We start from the raw sequence: 19,470 nt of genomic DNA, 5'->3' as shown, positions 1-19,470 counted from the left end.
CTTAGTATTACCAATTAATAGGCTAAGCGGTAAATCAAAAATCTCTCATAAGGATTACGCTCAGATAAACCTTGCAGCAAGATTTCTTTTTTAAATTGAAAGGCAGTTTGATTTTCTAGAAAAAAGATATAATCCTTGGAGCCATAATATAAAACTAACTCAATATCTCTCGGAAATTGTTCCACTGAACGCAATATATTCTGAATAATTTTCATGAAAATTTGTACGGAAAATGGATTAAAAAAATAAAATCGGTTGTCTAATGAATCAATCTTATACTTCTCCGCTAAACAACAGTGGAATTGAATACGGTGACCGCTCTTTTTCATTTTCTTCACATAACTATCTTGATTATCTATAGCTTCCTGATAAAAGGTTTTATTCATCTCAATTCCGATAACAGAAGCATTAAATAAATAATTGATATAAAAAATTAATCTTCCTTTTCCGCAGCCAAAATCTACGACTCGGTCACTACTCGTTAATTCATATTGCTTAAATAATTGTTCGAGCGCGCTATAGGGCGTTGGCTCATAGCGATGATAATGCAAGGAATTATTGAAAACCTTCTGTTCTCCTCCCGTTTTAATGTTCAGCAATTCATCATAGTACCGTTCTTTCATCGCTTTACCCCTATTCCATTCATATAGCTATAATGATATCGATTTTTTTATAAGAATAAAAGGAGAAATGTTTAATATCTAGTTTCTATTCATTATCGGTTATACTGGAGGTAATTATAATGTAAGAAGGATTAAAACATGAAAGAATTCATTTTAAATTGGTTTTCTCAAGCAGGACCCTTTTCAATTATTATTAGTATTTTCATTAATATTGTAATAAGTATATTCGGTGTCATACCTAGCGTTTTTTTGACCGCTCTTAATATCACTTTTTTTGGATTTGAAGCGGGCATGTTTATTTCTTATATCGGAGAATGTGCAGGCGCTGCAGTCAGCTTTCTCTTATATAGAAAAGGGATTCGACACGTGGAACAGTCCCTACCTGCCCAATCAAAATATTTAAATAAACTTACAGCTTCAACAGGAAAAGAGGCGTTTATATTCGTTCTAGCCTTTCGACTAGTACCTTTTATCCCGTCCGGATTGATTAACCTCGGTGCAGCCTTAAGCAAAATCAGCTTACTTCATTTTACATGGGCAAGCGCTATTGGAAAAATCCCTGCTATGCTTCTAGAAGCATACTCCGTTAACGAAGTATTGATGTGGGAGAAACAAGGGAAAGGGATTTTGTTTATTGTTTCATTCATTATATTGGTCATTTATTGGGCAGCGAAAAGGAAACGTGTTTAGTAAAAAAATATTCATCACTTTTCACTCCAACGTTTGAATAGTTAAACAAAGTTAGTCGATTAAACATAAAATAGTAAGAACCTATCTATTGAGGAGGTGAGTTCTTGGCTAATTTGGGGGGGTTTAGCAATAACCCATTAAACGTTATCAGTGATTCAGTGTCTTGTACGATTGAATTAGGAGATACTAATGGGGCAGCTACAACTATTTGGCAAGATGATACTCCTTTTGTTATAAACGGAACCATTGTAGTTGAAAATACTGGAACGACCGGTGTTTCACCAAAAGCTGCTCTTCATGTGAATGGAGCTGCAATTCGTGGATTTGTGGTCGCACCAGGTGAATGTCGGTCTATTACGGTAAATGATTTGCGTTCTATTAGTATCGTTGCATCAGGAACAGGCACTGCCAAAATCAAGATTTCTTTCTCCTTAAACTATAAGTTTTAACGTAGTTCTATCTATGTTGAAACAAAAAAATGATGCTCTACGTTAGCATCATTTTTACATAGCCTTTGTTAAATCATATTGTTCATAAAACTGAGCAGCCTCCTATAACAGAGCCTCTACATAAACAATATTAAGTCACATAACGAACCTTCATACTATAATGACCATTGGCCTTTTGGCCCGATCCTCCTCGACAAGAAATTTCCAGGTTTGAAATAGTCTTCAAAGTAACAGATTTCGTTTGATTTATTTCAGTCAATGTAAATAATGTCGTATCCGCCTTTCCATCACCATCTGTATCCGCTCTTACCTTCATAATACAGCCACAATTATTTTTTACAGTTAATGATCCTGATGGCAGAGAAGCCATTCCAATAGCTCTCCAATACTCTACATATTTCCCATCGCAATTTTGTACAATAACACCACCTATTTCATCTGCTACTAATTGTGGCTCTGGAAGATTTGATTTACGAGGAAAAAGAGATAGACTGCTTAATGGCGGGGGTGAAATATGAGAGTTACTTTGTACGTCCATAGCGGGTATTCCCTTTCTAATTATGGTAATTTATTGTATGGATTAATACATGAAATGGTGCCGTCAATCCACCACTCCCGAATCCAGCTCGACTAGGAGGAGGCGATTACCGTATGGCCGAGCGCACACAGAAAAACGCTGTCTCTCAATCAAGCAGCGTTTTTCATTTACCCTTTATTCTGTTTCATCCATTTCCTCATCTTTATTAAAATGCAAGAAATGGTTAATTATTCTTAAAACATATTACTTTCATCCTTCTTACGAGTCCACTTCATGACTGGCGAGTCTTCATTTTTCAGCTCAGTTTTATTTTCCCAATCGTCACTTTCTGAGCCATCCGCTTTTACTTCCTCCAAGTCAGCTATTAACCATTTTTTACTCTTTTCATCATACTTCATCTTATATGTTCGAATAGTTTTATAAGAAATATCTTCAAAACCTTTCATGTCTCGAACTTTCATTTTATTTTTGTAGGAAACAAGTGCTGTAACTTCTGCAAGCCACTCATCATTAAAACGATTAATATCTAAATCATCAAGGTTCACAACCGCTCCTAAATATTGCATCTGAATTTCATCAACATACTCTTTATAAAATTCAAAATCATATTTGGCAAATGCCGTAACCTCTCTTACTTCATCTGTGACATTTGTAAAATGTTTCGTTTCATAGTTGTTTGTCTGAAAAACGATTAAGTCATTATTAAATACATCTAGTGCGGCTAACACATTTTGTTGAACGCCTTTATCCTTTTGAGCCAAATCACTATCGTCTACAAGCAGGCTGACCTGCTTGCTGCCGCCCCACACTTCTACTTTTCTTTTCTCTAAAAAAGTGCCAAGTGTATTTTTTACAGTTAATCGTACATCATACGTACCTGGAAGAAGTGGACCGTACAATTCTTCTTCACTCTTCATAAGAGAGTTTTTCGTTTTATCGACGGAAAGAGTAACTTGATCTTCTTCACTTAGTCCAGTTACCTTTATATATCCCGTTTTTACCTTCAGTTTGTAGTCAGTAAATACTCCGAAGCGTTTTCCGTCTTCCACTAAACTAATCTGCTGATTTGTCATGCTGTACTCTTGCTTCTCCAATTGCTCCTCTAAGCTATCCTTAATTACTTGATAACTATTATAATTAGCATTTAGATAAGTAACGAATGCTTTAAGCGATGACTCATCTATTTCTGCCTTCTTATTATCTACTAAGAGTATATCCTTCAGCTGTTCCGGCTTCTTTTGATCAACCGCCTGCTCAAACGCTTCGACAACTTGTTTAGGTCGATTATTCTGCTGGATCAACACAACCGTAATAATGGTGAGCACAACCACCGCTGGTATAGCAAGTAACCATATTTTCTTCACATTATTCACGGCTCCTTAATAACTTGATCCTTTTACAAATACAGTGTCTAAACTTTCACCATACTTATCAACTGCTTCAATCGTCCATTTTCCATCCTTTTTCGTTAAGGACACTTCCACTGGGTCGCTAAGTTCGTTTACCTCAAGAGCATTTAAAATTTTAGGCAATTTTGAAAGTACATATTTATCAATTTCTTGTGAATCATAACTTCCTGTATTCTCTCTAAATTCACGCTCATACTCATAAACATCTTCATATAATGTTTTTAATGACGGTGTAGAAACCTCTACTTCAACGATTGCCTTATCATTAGCATTTGCAATAATAGTAGCATTCACTTCAGCCTTTTCCGCTAAGATATCACGGTATGTTGCATATAGCTTTTCAATGTCTGTGTCATCTAATTTCTTATCAAACACCTTGTTTATTTCCGTTTCAAATGCTTCTTGTGCTGATTCTTGCAATACTGGTTTATCAGCCGATACAAGTTGCTCATAATCTGGATTTTCCTTATTGTAATAGATTTGATCCACGTAAGCCTTCAATGCTTTCGCTGGATCTTGCAGCGTTTCATAGCTAGCGGCATACTTCTTCGTATCAAGCTTTAATACTAACTCTTCTGACTCCTCTTCCGGATTATCAAATAGTGGATTTAAGCCAATTTCATACTCTTTATCCTTTGTTACTTCAAATATCGCTAATACAGTTTTTGACTTTCCTGCACCAATACTCCCGCCTGTATCAATATCCAAGCCTATATCGCGATTATAAAGTTCTGGATTAATATTGATTTGCTGCTCACCATCATATAACTTAATCCCATCATACCCTGATAATCGCATTGGAGAATCTGATAAATTTTTAACTTTTAAATGAATAGCCATTATAGCTAAGTTCTCATTTTCAGAAACCCCATCATCACTCTCTGAAACAATATAACTAGCGCTTTCAATAGAAGCCTCCAACCCTTTACTCTTTTCAGTTGAAGCCTTTTCACCCGAATCTGAACATGCAGATAAAAGGAAAATAAATACTGATACAACGGAGAATAATACCCATTTTTTCAAAAAAAGAACCCCTTCCTAAACTAGACTATAATATGTATCATTTCTTCTCTCATATTAAATCTACCTAAATCCCCCCTTCCAAAACAGGATATTTATCCCTAATAAAAAGGAAAAATAAACCTATTGAGCTAGGCTTAATGATTCAAGGCCTTGATATACAAGGAATAGATAGCAAATATTTTTTTCTGGTTTATTATATAAATAAAGGAAAATAATTCATTTTTACTAGTTTTTGAATATACTTACATAAGCGCTATAACGTACCATTTTCTTATTTTTATTAATTATTATAAAAATAATAGAACTTTTGATTTAGCTCACCCTATATCTTCCATACACTGATTTTCATATATTAATCTTCCGAACATTCCCATACAAATAGAAACAAGCAGCGAAAACATTCACTGCTTGTTTCTATTTGTATATTTTTTCATACGGTCTATATATCTTTACTAGGATATTTGATACTCACTTTTTTGTTGTTATCAGCAAATAGACGAGGGTAAGCGGACCTACTTTACCAAATCCCCTAACTCCTACAATGATTCATTTTTCAACAATAGAGAAGTCAGCAATTATTCCTATAGACAGGTCTACTATGCCAAAAGCTGAAAGACGACTGTTCAGCCCCGACAAGCAGATGAAAGGCAGCATGACGCAGTTTGCCATAGAGCATGACCGCTTATGACCTCGAGGAGCTAAGAACCGCAGCTATTAATGAGGGAATTCCCTCATCTCTCTTTTTTCTTCTCGCAAGCTTGAGGTGGGGAGCTTACTTCCCATTAGGTGTGGGATAAAACGGTTTAATACAAGCGTTTCAGTAAGCATTCATTTCAAATGTATAGTGCTTGTTACACGCCTTGCGCCTCTAATTTTGCAATATCTTTGTTATGTCCAATCACAATTAATGTGTCTCCTTGGCAAATTTGTTCTTCAGCAAGCGGAGCCACATTAATGTCTTTTCCACGTTGAATCCCGATAATATTGCAGCGGTATTTTGCGCGAATATCTAAATCCATCAATGACTTTTTATCAATTTTATGCGACGCCACGATTTCGACAATACTATACTCCTCCGATAATTGAATATAATCAATAATTTTTTCGGATGCGATATGATGAGCAATTCGCTGCGCCATATCTCTTTCAGGATGAATCACTCGATCGACTCCAACCTTTTCTAACACTTTATGATGATACATATTTTGAGCTTTTGCCCAAACTTGAGGAACCCCCATTTCCTTCAAAAGTAAGCACGTTAAAATACTAGCTTCAATATCATCACCTAAAGAGACGAAAGCGACATCAAAATTTCTCACACCTAAAGATTTTAAACTCATCTCGTCTATGCCATTAGCTACGACAGCATAAGTAGCAAAGGCTGCATATTCATCTATTTTACTTTCATCTTTATCAATCGCCATCACTTCCACTCCAATTGAATGGAATTCCTTAACTAAGCTCCCTCCAAATCTACCTAACCCAAACACGACAAACTGTTTTTTCATCTCATTTTTCCCCTTCTATTACAATCTCTTTATATAGAACGCACCAAAAAGACCACAGAGGATTACCCCGTGGCCGAATCATTTTTTTCGATCACCAGTATCACTTCCTCTCTCTTCACGCTTCCGGAGTTAGCTGTCGGATTCGGACCATGAGAGTAGCCCTACCTTCTTCATAAAGGATTCACCCCAAGCGACGAAAACACCGCCACAAAATTGGTTCCCCCGTTCCATAAAGGATTCAGCGAATAAAGAAATATGGTTTTACATGAAAGTAATATTACTCCTTCAAAATTAAGTTGTAAAGAACATTTGAGAGCATTCACCTTATGAATACTCCCCCACTTACTCACTCTACCGAGCTTCCTTGAAGTGGGGGTTTCTTGTGTGTCGAACCTACTTACTGAACGCTTAACACAAGGGGAGTTGACACATTAACGGATTGGCTACCGTTCAACCCCTCTATTCCATTTGCAAACGCATTTGGAACTACTTTTCGAATCATGTTATAAGCCCCATTTACATCAGCATTCATCAAAATTCCTTTTGCACTCTTATATAGCCCACGTTTGATTCGTTTTCCACTGAATGAGTAGGTCTTTTCTTTCTCATAAGTGGGCAGAAAATCAAGGTCTAAAAAACTAGCCTTAGATGTATAGGATTCTTCCGTAATAACTACTTGAATCCCATGCTCTATCGCTTTATATTCAATCATTTGAATCAATAAACGATGTGGAATAAAACAAAACTGTTGATTATTTCGTTTTCCTATATTCGATTCTTGTTTCCACTGTTTGTTCTGTCCAATCACAATTATGTCTACCTGTTCTTGTAAGGCAAGATTCACAATATGACGACTCGCTTTGTGGAATAAATCTTTGATTTGCTTGTGACGGTTCAAATGCAATCGTTCTAATTTTTTTGACGTATGTTGCCCTTGATTGGATGACTTTCCGTGACAAAGGATACTCGTATAATAGGCTTTTTGCTTGTTGTAATACTGATTCATGGATTTGATACGTTTTCCTTTAATTAAAACTGGCTTCATTCCTGTATTAGCCACTACAGTCGCTAGATTATCAATTCCTAGATCAATTCCCATGAAATGAGTTGGCTCTTTTTCTGTTGGTTCAGGCAAAGAACACTCCCATACAACTTCTACCACAAACTGACCGTACTTGGGAAGGACACGAACTTGTTTAAGTTTCCCTTTTATTCTAGCCATTTTTCCAATATTGAGTTGTTCTTTTGTTTTAGGAAATTTTAAATAACGGTCATTCTTTATCACACAATCTTGATTAGTGAAAAATACTTCTTTCACTTTAGAGGAACTGTAATTAGGAATACGTGGTTTCCCTTTATATTTATGAGGATTTTTTCGATAATCGGATAAAGAAGCAAAAAACGATTTCCAGTTTTGAAACATAGTCTTCATGACGTGTTGACTACTTTGAATCGGTAATGAAAGATAATCGGATTGTTTACTAACCTTAAATAAACAATCTAAAAATGCATAGTTGATATACGGATGTTCGTTTGTCGGTTTCGTAAACAAATTCGCTTTCACTTCTTTTCGTTCGTCCACTGGTTTCATTTGTTCTTTCGCTACTCGCTTTTGGTAAGCTTGAAGTTGAATATCATTCATTCGACCTATATGTGTATGAATAACCTGTAACACTTCTTCTTGTAAAGGATGAAGAGGTTTATTGCTGGTAAGAGCGGTATATACTTGCCGATAGTAAAAATTACTCGTATTATATAAGTTTTTTGCATGTTCACACATCATTTGAAAATACGAAAATAAACGATGTCCTTTTTTAATCCATATTTGATACGTTTTATATGGCGTGTGTTCCATTGTTATCCCCTCCTTCCTATATATATTTAGTATATGTTTACAAATGATATATTTACAGTATACACCATTACGAACGTTCTATTATTTGGAAAACAAACTTAAATTAACCGAATTTCCAGTTGACCTAATTAAACAAATCAAAGCCTATCAACAAAAGAGTCTTATTTCTTCCTTTGTGGGAGCTGTGTACGAATTAATTCAAAAAGGATTAACATCTGCTTCGTAAAAGTTCCTATCCACCTTTTACTTTGCAAACTGAAATTCACCGCCCTTCACACTCCTTGAGGAAGGGGTACTCTTTCAGTGAAAATGATAGATTTTTCACTTTCCAAAAACCCGAAATGTAATATTTTATAACATGCAATTAGTGATAGTAACTAAAATATTCACTTCGATTTGTTTGTTTTTGCTAATGACAAATGAACTACAACACAATAAAATAAGTATTATATCACATACAATGTAATATAATATAACATTTATAAACATAAACAAATAATGTGATTTTTCAGGAGGGGAAAATATTGAGCACAAATCCAAACGAAGTCGTTTCATTCCAAGGTGTTAGTAAAGTGTACAATACGGGCACCATTGCATTAAGTCAATTTGACTTAACGATTACAGAAGGCGAGTTTATTAGTTTTTTAGGTCCATCGGGTTGCGGCAAGTCCACTGCGCTAAGGATGGTAGCTGGGTTGAGTGGAGCCACTAGCGGCCATGTCCAAGTTTTCGGTAAAATACCTAAGGAGATTATTCAAAAAACAAACGATATCGCCTTCGTTTTTCAAGATGCAAATTTACTTCCTTGGCGAACTGTGCTTGATAATGTATTATTGCCGCTTGAATTAAGAGGATCTACTAAGAAAAGCCATAAGGAGTACGCAATAGAGGTATTAGAGATGGTCGGTTTAAAAGATTACTTAGATGCCTATCCTAGAGAACTATCAGGCGGGATGAAAATGAGAGTTTCAATCGCCCGTGCTTTAGCAGCAAAACCAAAAATGTTATTAATGGATGAACCTTTTGCCGCTCTCGATGAAATCACACGTCAAACATTGCAGATTGATCTCCTTAATATATGGAAAAAAGAAAAAACTACTATTCTATTTGTTACCCACAACGTGTATGAAGCTGTATTTTTATCCTCACGAATCGCAGTCATGTCTTCTCGTCCCGGGAAATTATCATCCATTATTAACGTCAATCTCCCCTTTCCAAGAACACTCCAAGTAAGAACAGACAAAACATTCACAAACTATGTAGATATAGCTGCCCACAGTCTCGAAAATAGCTCAGTAAGAAGGGAGTTAGGATAAGATGTCCACACAATCAGTAGCAACGAAAAAGCCAAAAATGGTTTCGCATTTCCCTCAAAGTAATACAGGGAAAATTTGGACTAAAGTTAAAGGTGTTTATCTCGGTCCAATCATTGCTTTAATTGCCTTCCTCTCTTTATGGCAATTGATCCCTTCTTTATTGGGGATCAAACCATTTATTCTTCCGAAACCTACAGATGTCTTACACGCTGCACTAACGGATTGGCACTTATTATGGCCAGCCATTCAAATTACAGTTATTGAATCGATTATTGGATTTTTACTCAGTGCGACTATCGGTATTTTCGTTTCTATTTTATTAGCAAGCTCGAAAGTGTTAGAAATTAGCATCTATCCATACGCCATTATTTTGCAAACCATTCCTGTTGTTGCCGTTGCACCGATTATTGTTATTTGGTTTGGCGCCGGCTTCAATGCCATTGTAATCATTTCGTTTTTAATTGGTTTTTTCCCAGTTATTTCGAATACATTAATGGGGCTGAATTCAGTCGATAAAAATATGAGAGAACTCTTTACACTATATAATGCATCAAAATGGAAGAAAATGTGGAAACTCCGCATTCCATTTGCAATGCCTTATATTATGGCAGGATTAAAAGTATCTTGTACGTTATCGATTGTCGGAGCTATTGTTGGAGAATATGTAGCAGGAATCGGTGGAGGTAAAGGTGGTTTAGGCTATGCCATTACAGTAGCCGCCATCCAATTAAAAACTCCATATTTGTTTGCCTGCGGAATAGCCGCGGCATTATTAGGGATTGGTTTTTACCTTCTCGTTAGCCTAATAGCTCACTTAATGTTGCGATCTTGGCATGAGTCAGCGATGAAGGTTGAAAAATAAAGCGAAATTCATTACGAATTAAAGGAGGAAGAAAAGGTGAAAAAATTCAATCTACTATTTTTAGGAATTATCTTTCTAGTTTTCCTGACTGCCTGCAGCGGTGAGGAAGCTAGTACTAGTGAGGAAGAGAACAAAACGGATGATAAAGCTGTTGAACATGTTAAATTAGTATTAAACTGGTTTCCAAAGGCACAGCATGGCGGTGTATATGCCGCACAGGAAGACGGGATTTTTAAAGAAAATGGATTGAATGTAACCATTGAGCCAGGTGGTCCTCAAGTATCTTCTGTTCAAATGATTGCATCAGGCAGCGCGGAATTTGGTCTTGCACACGCGGATCAATTAGTTATTGCTAAAAATCAAGGAATTGATTTAGTCGCTGTAGCAGCTGCAATGCAGGGAAGTCCACAAGTATTTATGTTCCATAAAGGGCATGGAATTAAAGACTTCACAGACTTGAATGGAAGAAAAGTATATGTTCAACCTGGAATTACATATTGGGACTTTTTAAAATCTAAATACGATTTAAGTAAAGTAGAAGAGTTAGCGTACAACGGGCAGCATACGAACTTTGTAAATGAAAAAGATTCTGTTACCCAAGCATTTGCCACATCCGAGCCTTTCTTTTTAGAAAAAGAAGGAATCGAAACAGAAACAAAGCTAATTGCTGACGCGGGTTACGATCCTTATAATGTTGTATTATTTGTAACAAAAGAATATTTAGAGAAGAATGAAGAAACGGTTCAAAACTTTGTTACTTCATTTGTAAAAGGATGGAATTCTTATAAAACGTCTTCTGAGTCTATTAATAAAGTCATTCAGAATGATAATCCAGACATCGCCTTAGATGCTTTAGCCTTTGAAACCGAATCTCAAGAAGAATTTGTGTACGGCAAAGATGCGTCTGAACACGGTGTCGGCTATATGACAGAAGAAAGATGGGCTACACTTATTCAACAGCTGCATGATTTAGACTTATTGGAAAAGCCATTCGAAGCGAATGAAATCTTTACAACAAAATACTTGCCTGAAAAATAAATTTCTCATAAGTAAGACTAGAAAACCACGCCTCTGGATTGCTGTTTAGCCAGAGGCTTAGTTTTACTTTCATAAAACAGATTCTCATTCATTCAGAAATTTTGCAATGGACTGAAAAACTTGTTCATTAATCGGAATCGGCAATGTTAGAAAACCATGAACAAGTCCACTGTATCGGGTAAGCTGTACGGGAACTCCACTTTCCTGGAGTCGAGTAGCATAAGCCTCCCCTTCATCTCGGATAGGATCGTATTGCGCTGTAATCACAAAAGTTTTTGGTAAACCACTTAAATCTTGTGCTCGTATAGGAGAAGCATATATATTACTTGCATCCTCTTCCGTTTCAATATAGTGATCCCAAAAACTTTTTGTCACGCTGCTAGTCAATATAGGAGCGTGTGCATGTTCTCGAATTGACTCATAAGGAGAGTGTTCAATAGAGCGTAAAGCATCTGTTGCAGGGTATATTAATATTTGCCGCCAAATCGATGGTCCTCCGCAGTTTTTAAACAATAAGGTAACCGCTGCACTTAAGTTTCCTCCTGCACTATCTCCCCCAACAGCAATCCGATTCACATCTACCTGTAATTCCCCTGCATGATTAAACACCCATTGTACCGCTGCACTACAATCTTTTAGACCTTTTGGAAAACGATTCTCCGGTGCTAATCGATAATCGACAGCAATGACTTTACACCTCGAAGCATTTGCAAGTTGTCTACAAGCTACATCATGGCTTTCAAGATTCCCTAGCGTCCAGCCGCCACCATGGAAAAACACGATAGTAGGAAGACGCTCTTCCACACTTTTTGGTGTGTATATTCGAATGGGTATATCACCATTCGGACCAGGAATCAGACGATTCTCCACTGCATGAACGAACGGACGCTCCTCTATATCTAGAATCGTTTGAAGTCTAGCTTCACGGATTTTGACAATTAAATCTGGTGTTAATGTTTCAGGCAATTTAGGATAACTTTCTAGAATTTGTTGAAGTGCTGGATCCAATTGCATCTTAATCCCTCCCTTACAAATTAAAAATACCCCGATATACGACATAAATCGCAGGCATCAGTTGTATATGTTATAACCCTGTTAATCATTGAATCTCATATATTATTTTTCTATTAAAAGGTATTATAAATATTTTCACATGTTTCAGGCTGATAAAAACAATGACGCTTATAACGACCTACAAGAGGTTGATTGTACCATGTAGAAGGACAATCCCCTGGAGGTTTTACCATAAACTATACTTAGCAGGCCAGACTCTCTGGCCGTTTATTGCCCGACGTGCTAAACGTTTTTCACTTTCTCTCGCTCTTTGATAAAATATCCTTTCTGAGTAGCTTCAAAAGCATGGGGTTGATAAAGTGAAACTTCCATCAGTGGGGGTTTTCCTTCATCCCCACTGATGGTTAGTCACGTTCTACGGTCACTAAGATTTTCGCTTCGCTTCAATCAAGTGACCGTACGAACCTGATTGGTGAAAGCTTACCTTTGAAAACCGCAAAGGTAAGTTTCACTATATCTCACCAATCGGACCTTTACGGGCAGTTGTCCCCCACCTATCTTCTTTGTTTTCTCATAAGCTTGAGGTGGAGGTCTTACTGCCCGTTAAGTGTGGAATAAATCATTTGGGGAATGGTACGAAGCCCTTTAAAATCTGAACAATTAGCTCGTAATCGATTGATGCCTACATTCCCTACAAGCATCATGCCTTGGACTCCTTCTCCTTCCGCCTCTGCCCGAAGTAGCCTTTACAAAGGCCATATTTCCCCCTCCATCATATGAGCAAATTTAGCCTCATAATAATAATAATAATAATAATAATAATAATAATAATAATAATAATAATAATAATAATAATAATAATATGAAACCATTTATTCTCTCATTCCTCACTTTTTCATAGGTCTCATTATACAAATCAAGAAGCAGATACTTATTTATACCATGTACGGATGTATTAGTTCTCCTCCCAAGGTTTAAATGAAAATGGAATACCAATCATTTGTGCAGTCAAATCATCATAAGACACTAAATCTTTTTTTGATAACTCTTTTAAGGAGCGTTTCCCCATCGCTCTTAAAGCCATTTTCATTTCTTCTGTACTTGCTGTTAAAAATTTCTCTGCTGCTTGAACTCCATCTTTGATCTTAAATTGTTCCTTAAACTTTCCCTCATTCCAAACAACTTGTGTAGGTGGTTCAAATGGAACGGCATTCAATATTTGATTATGTGCGACAGTAAACAACATAGCAGAGCCTAAATATACAGCATCAGCACCGAGTGCAAGTACTTTTAAAAAGTGCCCGGGCACCAAAAGTCCACCTGAAACAATTAAACTAATTTGTCCTTTCATATTCCTCTTTTCTAAATGATTAGCCGCCCGAACTACTGCATGTAAGGTCGGAATCCCAAAGTCATCATATAAAATGGGTGGTGCTTCGTGCATGGCTGCTTGTCCTCCATCAATCGCAATATAATCAACACCCATTTCAATTAAATGATCAATATCTTCTTCAATTTTCCCACTCGCCCCAATTTTGACCCCAATTGGAACTCCACCTGTTAGAACCCGAAGTTCTTCGACAAGTTCTTTAAGATCCCCTAATGTTTGATCTTCAAAAAAATGTTCAAAAATCACTGCATTTTCATTTTCTTTAAGCCCCATTACTTCACGGGCACGACCGGTTAAGTCTTTTGGGGGGATTTTTTTTCCCATCCCGAATATAGCACCTTGCCCCAACTTAATTTCAATCATGTCAGCACGCTTCAAAACGTCTTCTTCCTTTGACCATTCTGTTTTGGAAAACTGTAATATATACTTTCCTGCCGTGTTTAATTCTTCGGGTAAAATTCCGCCTTCACCAGAGTTAATTGCAGTACCTACATTTTTAGCTGCTTCCGCCAAAGAAAGCCTCACTTGTTCACTAAGTGCGATCCCGTAGGCCATCCCGCTGATCATCAGCGGAATTTTTATTTTCATTGGTTTTTTCGCTTTTGGTCCAATGGTAACGGTAACATCTACTTCTTCTTCACCATCAATAGGAAACGGTGTCGTTTGTGCAGGGATAAATGTAATTTGGTCAAAATGCGGCCATTTTTTTGAAGAGCCGCCAAGTGGGCGATAAAGGACGTCGCCTTTTTCTGCACGCAAGCTATTTTCAAGCACATTTTGAATGCCCATATGCCTGAATCCTGGTATCATTTCGATAATATTTTCTTGGTAACTATCAGTAAAAATAATTTTTCCCATTTGCTTAACTATTCGTTTCATTAACCAACGCCAGCCAACAAGTATGAATACAGAAAGAGCAAATAAAGTTGCAATCATTGCAAAACTTAAATAGTATAAAATGTTCATCCTATTCACTTCTCCACTATCACATAAAATTGCTTTACTGCCCGCTCCCCTAATCCAACTGGTTGACACTTATTTCTCTTCTTGTTTGTCTTCCCAAGATTTAAATGTAAACGGAATGCCAATCATTCGTGCGGTCAATTCGTCATAAGACACTAAATCTTTTTTCGACAACTCTTGTAAAGAACGTTTCCCCATTGCTCTTAATGCCATTTTCATTTCTTCTGTACTGGCTGTTAAGAATTTCTCTGCTGCTTGTACTCCGTCTTCGACTTTAAACTTATCCTTAAATTTCCCTTGATTCCAAACAACTTGTGTAGGCGGTTCAAATGGAAGTGCATTTAATATTTGATTGTGTGAGACAGTAAACAACATAACAGATCCTAAATAAACAGCATCAGCACCAAGTGCAAGTACTTTCAAAAAGTGTCCAGGTGTAAAAAGTCCACCTGAAACAATTAAACTAATTTGTCCTTTCATATTCCTCTTTTCTAAATGATTAGCCGCCCGGACTACTGCATGCAAGGTTGGGATTCCAAAGTCATCGGCTAAAATGGGAGGTGCACCATGTGTCGCTGCTTGTCCGCCATCAATCGTAATAAAATCAACACCGAGGTCGATTAAACGATCCATGTCTTCTTCAATCTTTCCGCCAGCTCCCATTTTCACACCAATTGGAACACCGCCTGTTATATTCCGAAGTTCCTCCAAAAGTTCCTTAATATCTTTTAATGTTTGATTTTCAAAAAAATGTTCAAAAATCACAGCCTCCTCATTTTCTTTAAGCCCCATCATTTCGCGAGCACGACCTGTTAAATTTTTTGGAGAAATTTTCCCGCCCATCCCCATTAATGCGCCTTGGCCAAACTTAATTTCAATCATGTCAGCTCGCTTAATAAGGTCTTCTTCTTTTGACCACTCTGTTTTGGAAAACTGCAAAATATACTTTCCAGCCTGGTCTAATTCTTCAGGTAAGACGGCGCCCTCCCCAGAATTAATCGCTGTTCCTGTATTTTTAGCTGCTTGGGCCAGAGCGAATCTTACTTCTTCACTAAGCGCAATTCCATAAGCCATTCCACTGATCATAAGCGGAATCTTTATTTTCATTGGTTTTTTCGCTTTTGGTCCAATAGTTACTTGAACATCCACTTCTTCTTCACCATCAATCGGGAACGGTGACGTCTGTGCAGGGATAAATGTAATCGGATCGAGATGAGGCCACTTTTTTGAAGAACCAAGCGGACGATGAAGAACATCACCTGTTTCGGCACGCAAACTATTTTCAAGCACATTTTGAATGCCCATATGCCTGAACCCTGGTATCATTTCTATAATATTTTCTTGGTAACTATCAGTAAAAATAATTTTCCCCATTTGCTTCACCATTCGTTTCAGAAACCAACGCCAGCCAATAAGTATGAGTAAGAAAAGAATGAACAGTATGGTTATCATCATAAAAGTTACATAGTATAAAATATTAGGCATAGTCACTTCTCCACTACCTCATAATGAAATTACCTAGTTCTCTACCTTTACCTTTTACATAAAAAAGGAAAATATGTTATAAAATATAAAAAACATTAAAGATACAACTTATGTACTTCCCTACCCTAGACTGAATAGATAGAAAACCAAAGGAGATCACTTTCATGGACTTAATGAACGATAGCATTCACCGCCCTTGGCCATTCCCTTCGAAAAAGTGGATTATGCGACAAACTTGGAGCAATCTATTATTTGTTCATTGGCCTATTCCATCTGAAACACTGCGACCATATATTCCTCCTTCCTTACAAATTGACACCTTTGATCGACACGCTTGGTTGGGAATTGTTTCATTCGTTATGGAGGGCATATATCCTCGAGGAATGTCCTCCATATCACTTTCTCCAAAATTTCCAGAAGTTAATGTAAGGACATATGTTCAATGTAATGGTAAACTCGGTGTGTATTTCATGTCTCTTGACGTCAATGATTGGCTTTCCTATACAATCGCAAAGAGATGGTTACGTTTACCTTATCATCCTGCTGAAATTTCGATTCAACAAGAAGGACAAACTTTTAATTGCCAAAGTATTCGTAAAGGAAAAACAAATCCTCCGATAACATTCAAAGGAAAATATGCTCCCTTATCGGAAGTTTATTTTCCTAAAGAAGGAACGTTAGATCATTGGCTCACAGAACGATATTGCTTTTTTAGTGCCAATAACAGAGGAAACATCTATTGCGGGGAAATACATCATCGTCCTTGGCCTTTACAACATGCAGAGTCAGACATATGTATGAATACGCTTTTTTCTCCTTTCAATGTAGACCTTACTAAAACAAAACCAATTTCTCATTTCTCTAAAGGTGTAGATTCACTGATTTGGAATATTAAGAAGACACTATTCTAGTTTTTCAATCATTCTTTTTGCTTCCTAAGCGTTTTCTTTTCCTTGCAATAGCAATCATCAACAGAAACAGTGGAGTAATCGTTTGGATTAGTAGTCCATATAAGGGGAAAGTCTCGACATCAAAACGTCCAATTTCCATTGTGTTAGGAAATGACCAAAAGCCGAATTCTAGCATCAGAATCCCTAACGGCCATACAATGGGCCGGTAGTCTGAAAGATTCAGCCATTGTGCGGTACCTAAAGCAGTCGCATAATAAAATACAGAAATTTTGACAAACGCTCCTACTATCCAAACAGCCATTACAGCAGATTCCAAATGTTCAAAGAATTCAGCGATACTGACATATCGAGCTACGCTCATAAGGGGATATTCCTTAGAGGATGTCGCTGGTCCGAGTACAAAAAGAACAATAAGATTCACCGCAACTAACGTCATCATCACAGCAAATACACTTATCATTCCATATTTCATTCCTTTTTGCTTATCTTTTAAAAAAGGCAGGAAAAAAATAATGAGAAAAAATTCTGTGAACCACCCACCCGGCACAATTGCCCCCTTCATTGAGGGCATCATCCCATCCCCTAATATTGGAAATATATTCTTAAATTCCATATCAGGGCTCAATAAGATGATTGAAGTAAGGAATGGAACGATAAAAACAGGAAAAAATATTTGGGCAACTCTCCCCATTGTTTCTAAACCTCCATGTACCGTTAAGGCACAGAGGAATGCCATCGATGCCATAATCACACTAATTGGGGTATTAACTAGAAAAGAGTTGACAATAAATCCTGCGTAGCTTCTAATAAGTTCCCCAGTAATCTGAATGTAGAAAAATAGGAATAAAAAACCGAGAACTTTTCCCGCAAACCGACCAATGATGTGTTCACTGAATTGGATAACCGTTTGTTCCGGATATAGTTTATGTAGTTTATAAGTGATATACACCGTCACAAACCCGATGAAAGACGCTAAAATCGGTGACAGCCATAAATCAGCTTTGGCATATTTCGCCGTAATGCTCGGAACCCCAAGAATAGCCGTAGCCACAATCGCAGGATACATCATGATGGCCATCTGTAGAGATGAGATTTTGCCTTTCTCCATATTTTTTCTCCTTGTATATTAGTAATTAGAGTTCTTTCTAGAAGAATTTCCAATTGATTCAAATTCTCTAAAATTAGAAAGAATCGTTTATCCAAATATCATGCCTATTCGCTACCTTGGTGCTTTCTTTTCCTTATAACTGCAATCCCCAACAAAAACAGCGGAATAATCATTTGGATTAATAGTCCCAAAAGGGGAAAGGTCCCGAAACTATACTTGTGTAATTCCACTGTGCTAGGCAATGACCAAAAGCTGAATATAACGAGTAGAATCCCAAACGGCCATACGATGGGCCGGTAGTCCGAAAGATTCAGCCACTGTGCAGTGCCTAAAGCAATCCCATAATAAAACACAGAAATTTTGATAAACGCCCCTACTACCCAAATGGCCATGACTGCGGACTCTAAATGTTCAAAAAATCCGGCGAGACTGATATATCGGGCTACACTCATCAGTGGATAAAACTTAGTGGGTGTCGCTGGCCCTAGTATAAAAAGAACGATAAGATTCACCACAACTAATGTCATCATCACGACAAAAACAGTCATCATTCCGTATTTCATTCCTTTTTTCTGATCCGCTAAAAAAGGCAGGAGAAAAGTAATCAGAAAAAATTCTGTGAACCATCCACCAGGCACAATCGCACCCTTGATTGGAGGCATCATCCCCTCTCTCAATATCGGGAATATGTTCTTAAATTCAAAATCAGAGAACACTAAAATAATTAAGAGGAGGAGTGGAAGTGTAAAAATGGGGAAAAACAATTGGGCAGCTCTCCCTAATACTTCTAAACCTCCTCGTACAATAAAAGAACAGAGTAATGCCATCAATGCCATAATCAAGCTAATAGGGGTATTGACTAGAAAAGAGTCGACAATAAATTCTGCGTACTGTCTAAGCATATGTCCCGTAATCTGGATATAAAAAAACAAGAATAAGAAACCGATAATTTTACCCGCAAACCGACCTATAATCTGTTCACTGAATTGAATAACTGTTTGTTTCGGATACAATTGGTGCAGTTTATAAGCGATATACACTGTCATATACCCGATGAGGGACGCCAAAATGGGGGACAGCCATAAATCTGTTTTGGCATATTTCGCTGTAATACTTGGAACCGAAAGAATAGCAGTAGCCACAACCGCAGGATACATCATGATGGCCATTTGCAGGGATGAGATTTTGCCTTTCTCCATATTTTTCTCCTTGTATATTAGTAATTAGAGTTCTTTCCAGAAGAATTTCCAATTGATTCAGATCCTCTAGAATTAGAAAGAATCGTTTA

At 37.1% G+C, this 19,470-nt stretch carries 17 protein-coding genes, 1 pseudogene and 1 riboswitch; of the genes and pseudogenes, 6 read left to right on the top strand and 12 right to left on the bottom strand.

Annotated features, from left to right (window positions below):
• Positions 1-14: 14 nt before the first annotated feature.
• A complete protein-coding gene (locus tag BAOM_RS08545; protein WP_127759904.1) occupies positions 15-623 on the bottom strand; it encodes a class I SAM-dependent methyltransferase in 609 nt (202 codons plus the stop codon).
• A gap of 138 nt (positions 624-761) precedes the next feature.
• On the opposite strand from BAOM_RS08545, the gene BAOM_RS08540 reads away from it, so the two are divergent.
• Entirely contained in the window at positions 762-1,313 is a 552-nt protein-coding gene (locus BAOM_RS08540) for a TVP38/TMEM64 family protein (protein WP_127759903.1), read from the top strand.
• 104 nt (positions 1,314-1,417) lie between these two features.
• The gene (locus BAOM_RS08535) at positions 1,418-1,762 is read left to right on the top strand and encodes a DUF3992 domain-containing protein (RefSeq protein ID WP_127759902.1); all 345 of its coding nucleotides are present in this window, start codon (positions 1,418-1,420) and stop codon (positions 1,760-1,762) included.
• 130 nt (positions 1,763-1,892) lie between these two features.
• Here BAOM_RS08535 and BAOM_RS08530 read toward each other — a convergent pair whose 3' ends face one another.
• The 5 genes from BAOM_RS08530 to BAOM_RS08510 all read right to left on the bottom strand — a co-directional run bounded on the left by BAOM_RS08530 (position 1,893) and on the right by BAOM_RS08510 (position 8,095).
• Positions 1,893-2,300, bottom strand: coding sequence for an S-Ena type endospore appendage (locus tag BAOM_RS08530; RefSeq protein ID WP_127759901.1), 408 nt, complete (start codon positions 2,298-2,300; stop codon positions 1,893-1,895).
• A gap of 233 nt (positions 2,301-2,533) precedes the next feature.
• Positions 2,534-3,664 (bottom strand): TcaA second domain-containing protein, encoded by a 1,131-nt coding sequence (locus BAOM_RS24900; RefSeq protein ID WP_257467675.1) that lies wholly within the window; start codon positions 3,662-3,664, stop codon positions 2,534-2,536.
• Between the two features lie 15 nt (positions 3,665-3,679).
• Entirely contained in the window at positions 3,680-4,732 is a 1,053-nt protein-coding gene (locus tag BAOM_RS08520) for a DUF5105 domain-containing protein (RefSeq protein ID WP_127759900.1), read from the bottom strand.
• Between the two features lie 851 nt (positions 4,733-5,583).
• The gene (locus BAOM_RS08515; protein ID WP_127759899.1) at positions 5,584-6,240 is read right to left on the bottom strand and encodes a potassium channel family protein; all 657 of its coding nucleotides are present in this window, start codon (positions 6,238-6,240) and stop codon (positions 5,584-5,586) included.
• A gap of 102 nt (positions 6,241-6,342) precedes the next feature.
• A riboswitch (cyclic di-AMP (ydaO/yuaA leader) is annotated at positions 6,343-6,494 on the bottom strand.
• Between the two features lie 143 nt (positions 6,495-6,637).
• Positions 6,638-8,095, bottom strand: a complete 1,458-nt coding sequence (locus tag BAOM_RS08510; RefSeq protein ID WP_373995322.1) for an RNA-guided endonuclease InsQ/TnpB family protein — start codon at positions 8,093-8,095, stop codon at positions 6,638-6,640.
• A 524-nt stretch (positions 8,096-8,619) separates the two neighbouring features.
• Between BAOM_RS08510 and BAOM_RS08500 the strand changes: the two genes are divergently transcribed.
• From BAOM_RS08500 to BAOM_RS08490, 3 genes are read left to right on the top strand one after another with little or no spacing between them, the layout of a single operon-like run.
• Positions 8,620-9,411 carry an ABC transporter ATP-binding protein gene (locus BAOM_RS08500; RefSeq protein ID WP_127759896.1) on the top strand — a complete coding sequence of 264 codons (792 nt, stop codon included), beginning with the start codon at positions 8,620-8,622 and terminating at the stop codon, positions 9,409-9,411.
• A 1-nt stretch (position 9,412) separates the two neighbouring features.
• The gene (locus tag BAOM_RS08495; protein WP_127759895.1) at positions 9,413-10,273 is read left to right on the top strand and encodes an ABC transporter permease; all 861 of its coding nucleotides are present in this window, start codon (positions 9,413-9,415) and stop codon (positions 10,271-10,273) included.
• A 36-nt stretch (positions 10,274-10,309) separates the two neighbouring features.
• Positions 10,310-11,311: an ABC transporter substrate-binding protein gene (locus BAOM_RS08490; protein ID WP_127759894.1), complete on the top strand. Its 1,002-nt coding sequence runs from the start codon at positions 10,310-10,312 to the stop codon at positions 11,309-11,311.
• 84 nt (positions 11,312-11,395) lie between these two features.
• Here the strand turns inward: BAOM_RS08490 and BAOM_RS08485 are convergent, their stop codons facing one another.
• The 4 genes and pseudogenes from BAOM_RS08485 to BAOM_RS08465 form a co-directional block, all read right to left on the bottom strand.
• The gene (locus BAOM_RS08485; protein ID WP_164853164.1) at positions 11,396-12,325 is read right to left on the bottom strand and encodes an alpha/beta hydrolase; all 930 of its coding nucleotides are present in this window, start codon (positions 12,323-12,325) and stop codon (positions 11,396-11,398) included.
• A 113-nt stretch (positions 12,326-12,438) separates the two neighbouring features.
• A pseudogene (locus BAOM_RS24895) lies at positions 12,439-12,685 on the bottom strand (cell wall hydrolase); the annotation flags it as partial.
• A 595-nt stretch (positions 12,686-13,280) separates the two neighbouring features.
• Positions 13,281-14,681, bottom strand: a complete 1,401-nt coding sequence (locus BAOM_RS08470) for an FMN-binding glutamate synthase family protein (RefSeq protein ID WP_127762505.1) — start codon at positions 14,679-14,681, stop codon at positions 13,281-13,283.
• Positions 14,682-14,750: 69 nt separating this feature from the next.
• Positions 14,751-16,163 (bottom strand): FMN-binding glutamate synthase family protein, encoded by a 1,413-nt coding sequence (locus BAOM_RS08465; protein WP_127759892.1) that lies wholly within the window; start codon positions 16,161-16,163, stop codon positions 14,751-14,753.
• Between the two features lie 164 nt (positions 16,164-16,327).
• Here BAOM_RS08465 and BAOM_RS08460 point away from each other — a divergent pair, with 164 nt between their 5' ends.
• Positions 16,328-17,074 carry a YqjF family protein gene (locus tag BAOM_RS08460; protein ID WP_127759891.1) on the top strand — a complete coding sequence of 249 codons (747 nt, stop codon included), beginning with the start codon at positions 16,328-16,330 and terminating at the stop codon, positions 17,072-17,074.
• A 4-nt stretch (positions 17,075-17,078) separates the two neighbouring features.
• Here BAOM_RS08460 and BAOM_RS08455 read toward each other — a convergent pair whose 3' ends face one another.
• Positions 17,079-18,182, bottom strand: a complete 1,104-nt coding sequence (locus BAOM_RS08455) for a GerAB/ArcD/ProY family transporter (RefSeq protein WP_127759890.1) — start codon at positions 18,180-18,182, stop codon at positions 17,079-17,081.
• A gap of 104 nt (positions 18,183-18,286) precedes the next feature.
• A complete protein-coding gene (locus BAOM_RS08450) occupies positions 18,287-19,381 on the bottom strand; it encodes a GerAB/ArcD/ProY family transporter (RefSeq protein WP_127759889.1) in 1,095 nt (364 codons plus the stop codon).
• Positions 19,382-19,470: the final 89 nt, after the last annotated feature.

The organism is Peribacillus asahii (genome assembly GCF_004006295.1).
GTDB classification, from domain to species: domain Bacteria; phylum Bacillota; class Bacilli; order Bacillales; family DSM-1321; genus Peribacillus; species Peribacillus asahii_A.
The sequence above is the reverse complement of the archived record's forward strand: the minus strand, read 5'-3'. Positions and strand labels throughout refer to the sequence as shown.

Excerpts from the sequence above, each read along its gene's own strand:
- BAOM_RS08485 (WP_164853164.1), bottom strand. The coding sequence starts at position 12,325 with ATGCAATTGGATCCAGCACTTCAACAAATTCTAGAAAGTTATCCTAAA.
- BAOM_RS08455 (WP_127759890.1), bottom strand. The coding sequence starts at position 18,182 with ATGGAGAAAGGCAAAATCTCATCTCTACAGATGGCCATCATGATGTAT.
- BAOM_RS08515 (WP_127759899.1), bottom strand. The coding sequence starts at position 6,240 with ATGAAAAAACAGTTTGTCGTGTTTGGGTTAGGTAGATTTGGAGGGAGC.
- BAOM_RS08470 (WP_127762505.1), bottom strand. The coding sequence starts at position 14,681 with ATGAACATTTTATACTATTTAAGTTTTGCAATGATTGCAACTTTATTT.
- BAOM_RS08460 (WP_127759891.1), top strand. The coding sequence starts at position 16,328 with ATGGACTTAATGAACGATAGCATTCACCGCCCTTGGCCATTCCCTTCG.
- BAOM_RS08530 (WP_127759901.1), bottom strand. The coding sequence starts at position 2,300 with ATGGACGTACAAAGTAACTCTCATATTTCACCCCCGCCATTAAGCAGT.
- BAOM_RS08450 (WP_127759889.1), bottom strand. The coding sequence starts at position 19,381 with ATGGAGAAAGGCAAAATCTCATCCCTGCAAATGGCCATCATGATGTAT.
- BAOM_RS08540 (WP_127759903.1), top strand. The coding sequence starts at position 762 with ATGAAAGAATTCATTTTAAATTGGTTTTCTCAAGCAGGACCCTTTTCA.
- BAOM_RS08545 (WP_127759904.1), bottom strand. The coding sequence starts at position 623 with ATGAAAGAACGGTACTATGATGAATTGCTGAACATTAAAACGGGAGGA.
- BAOM_RS08495 (WP_127759895.1), top strand. The coding sequence starts at position 9,413 with ATGTCCACACAATCAGTAGCAACGAAAAAGCCAAAAATGGTTTCGCAT.
- BAOM_RS08465 (WP_127759892.1), bottom strand. The coding sequence starts at position 16,163 with ATGCCTAATATTTTATACTATGTAACTTTTATGATGATAACCATACTG.
- BAOM_RS08510 (WP_373995322.1), bottom strand. The coding sequence starts at position 8,095 with ATGGAACACACGCCATATAAAACGTATCAAATATGGATTAAAAAAGGA.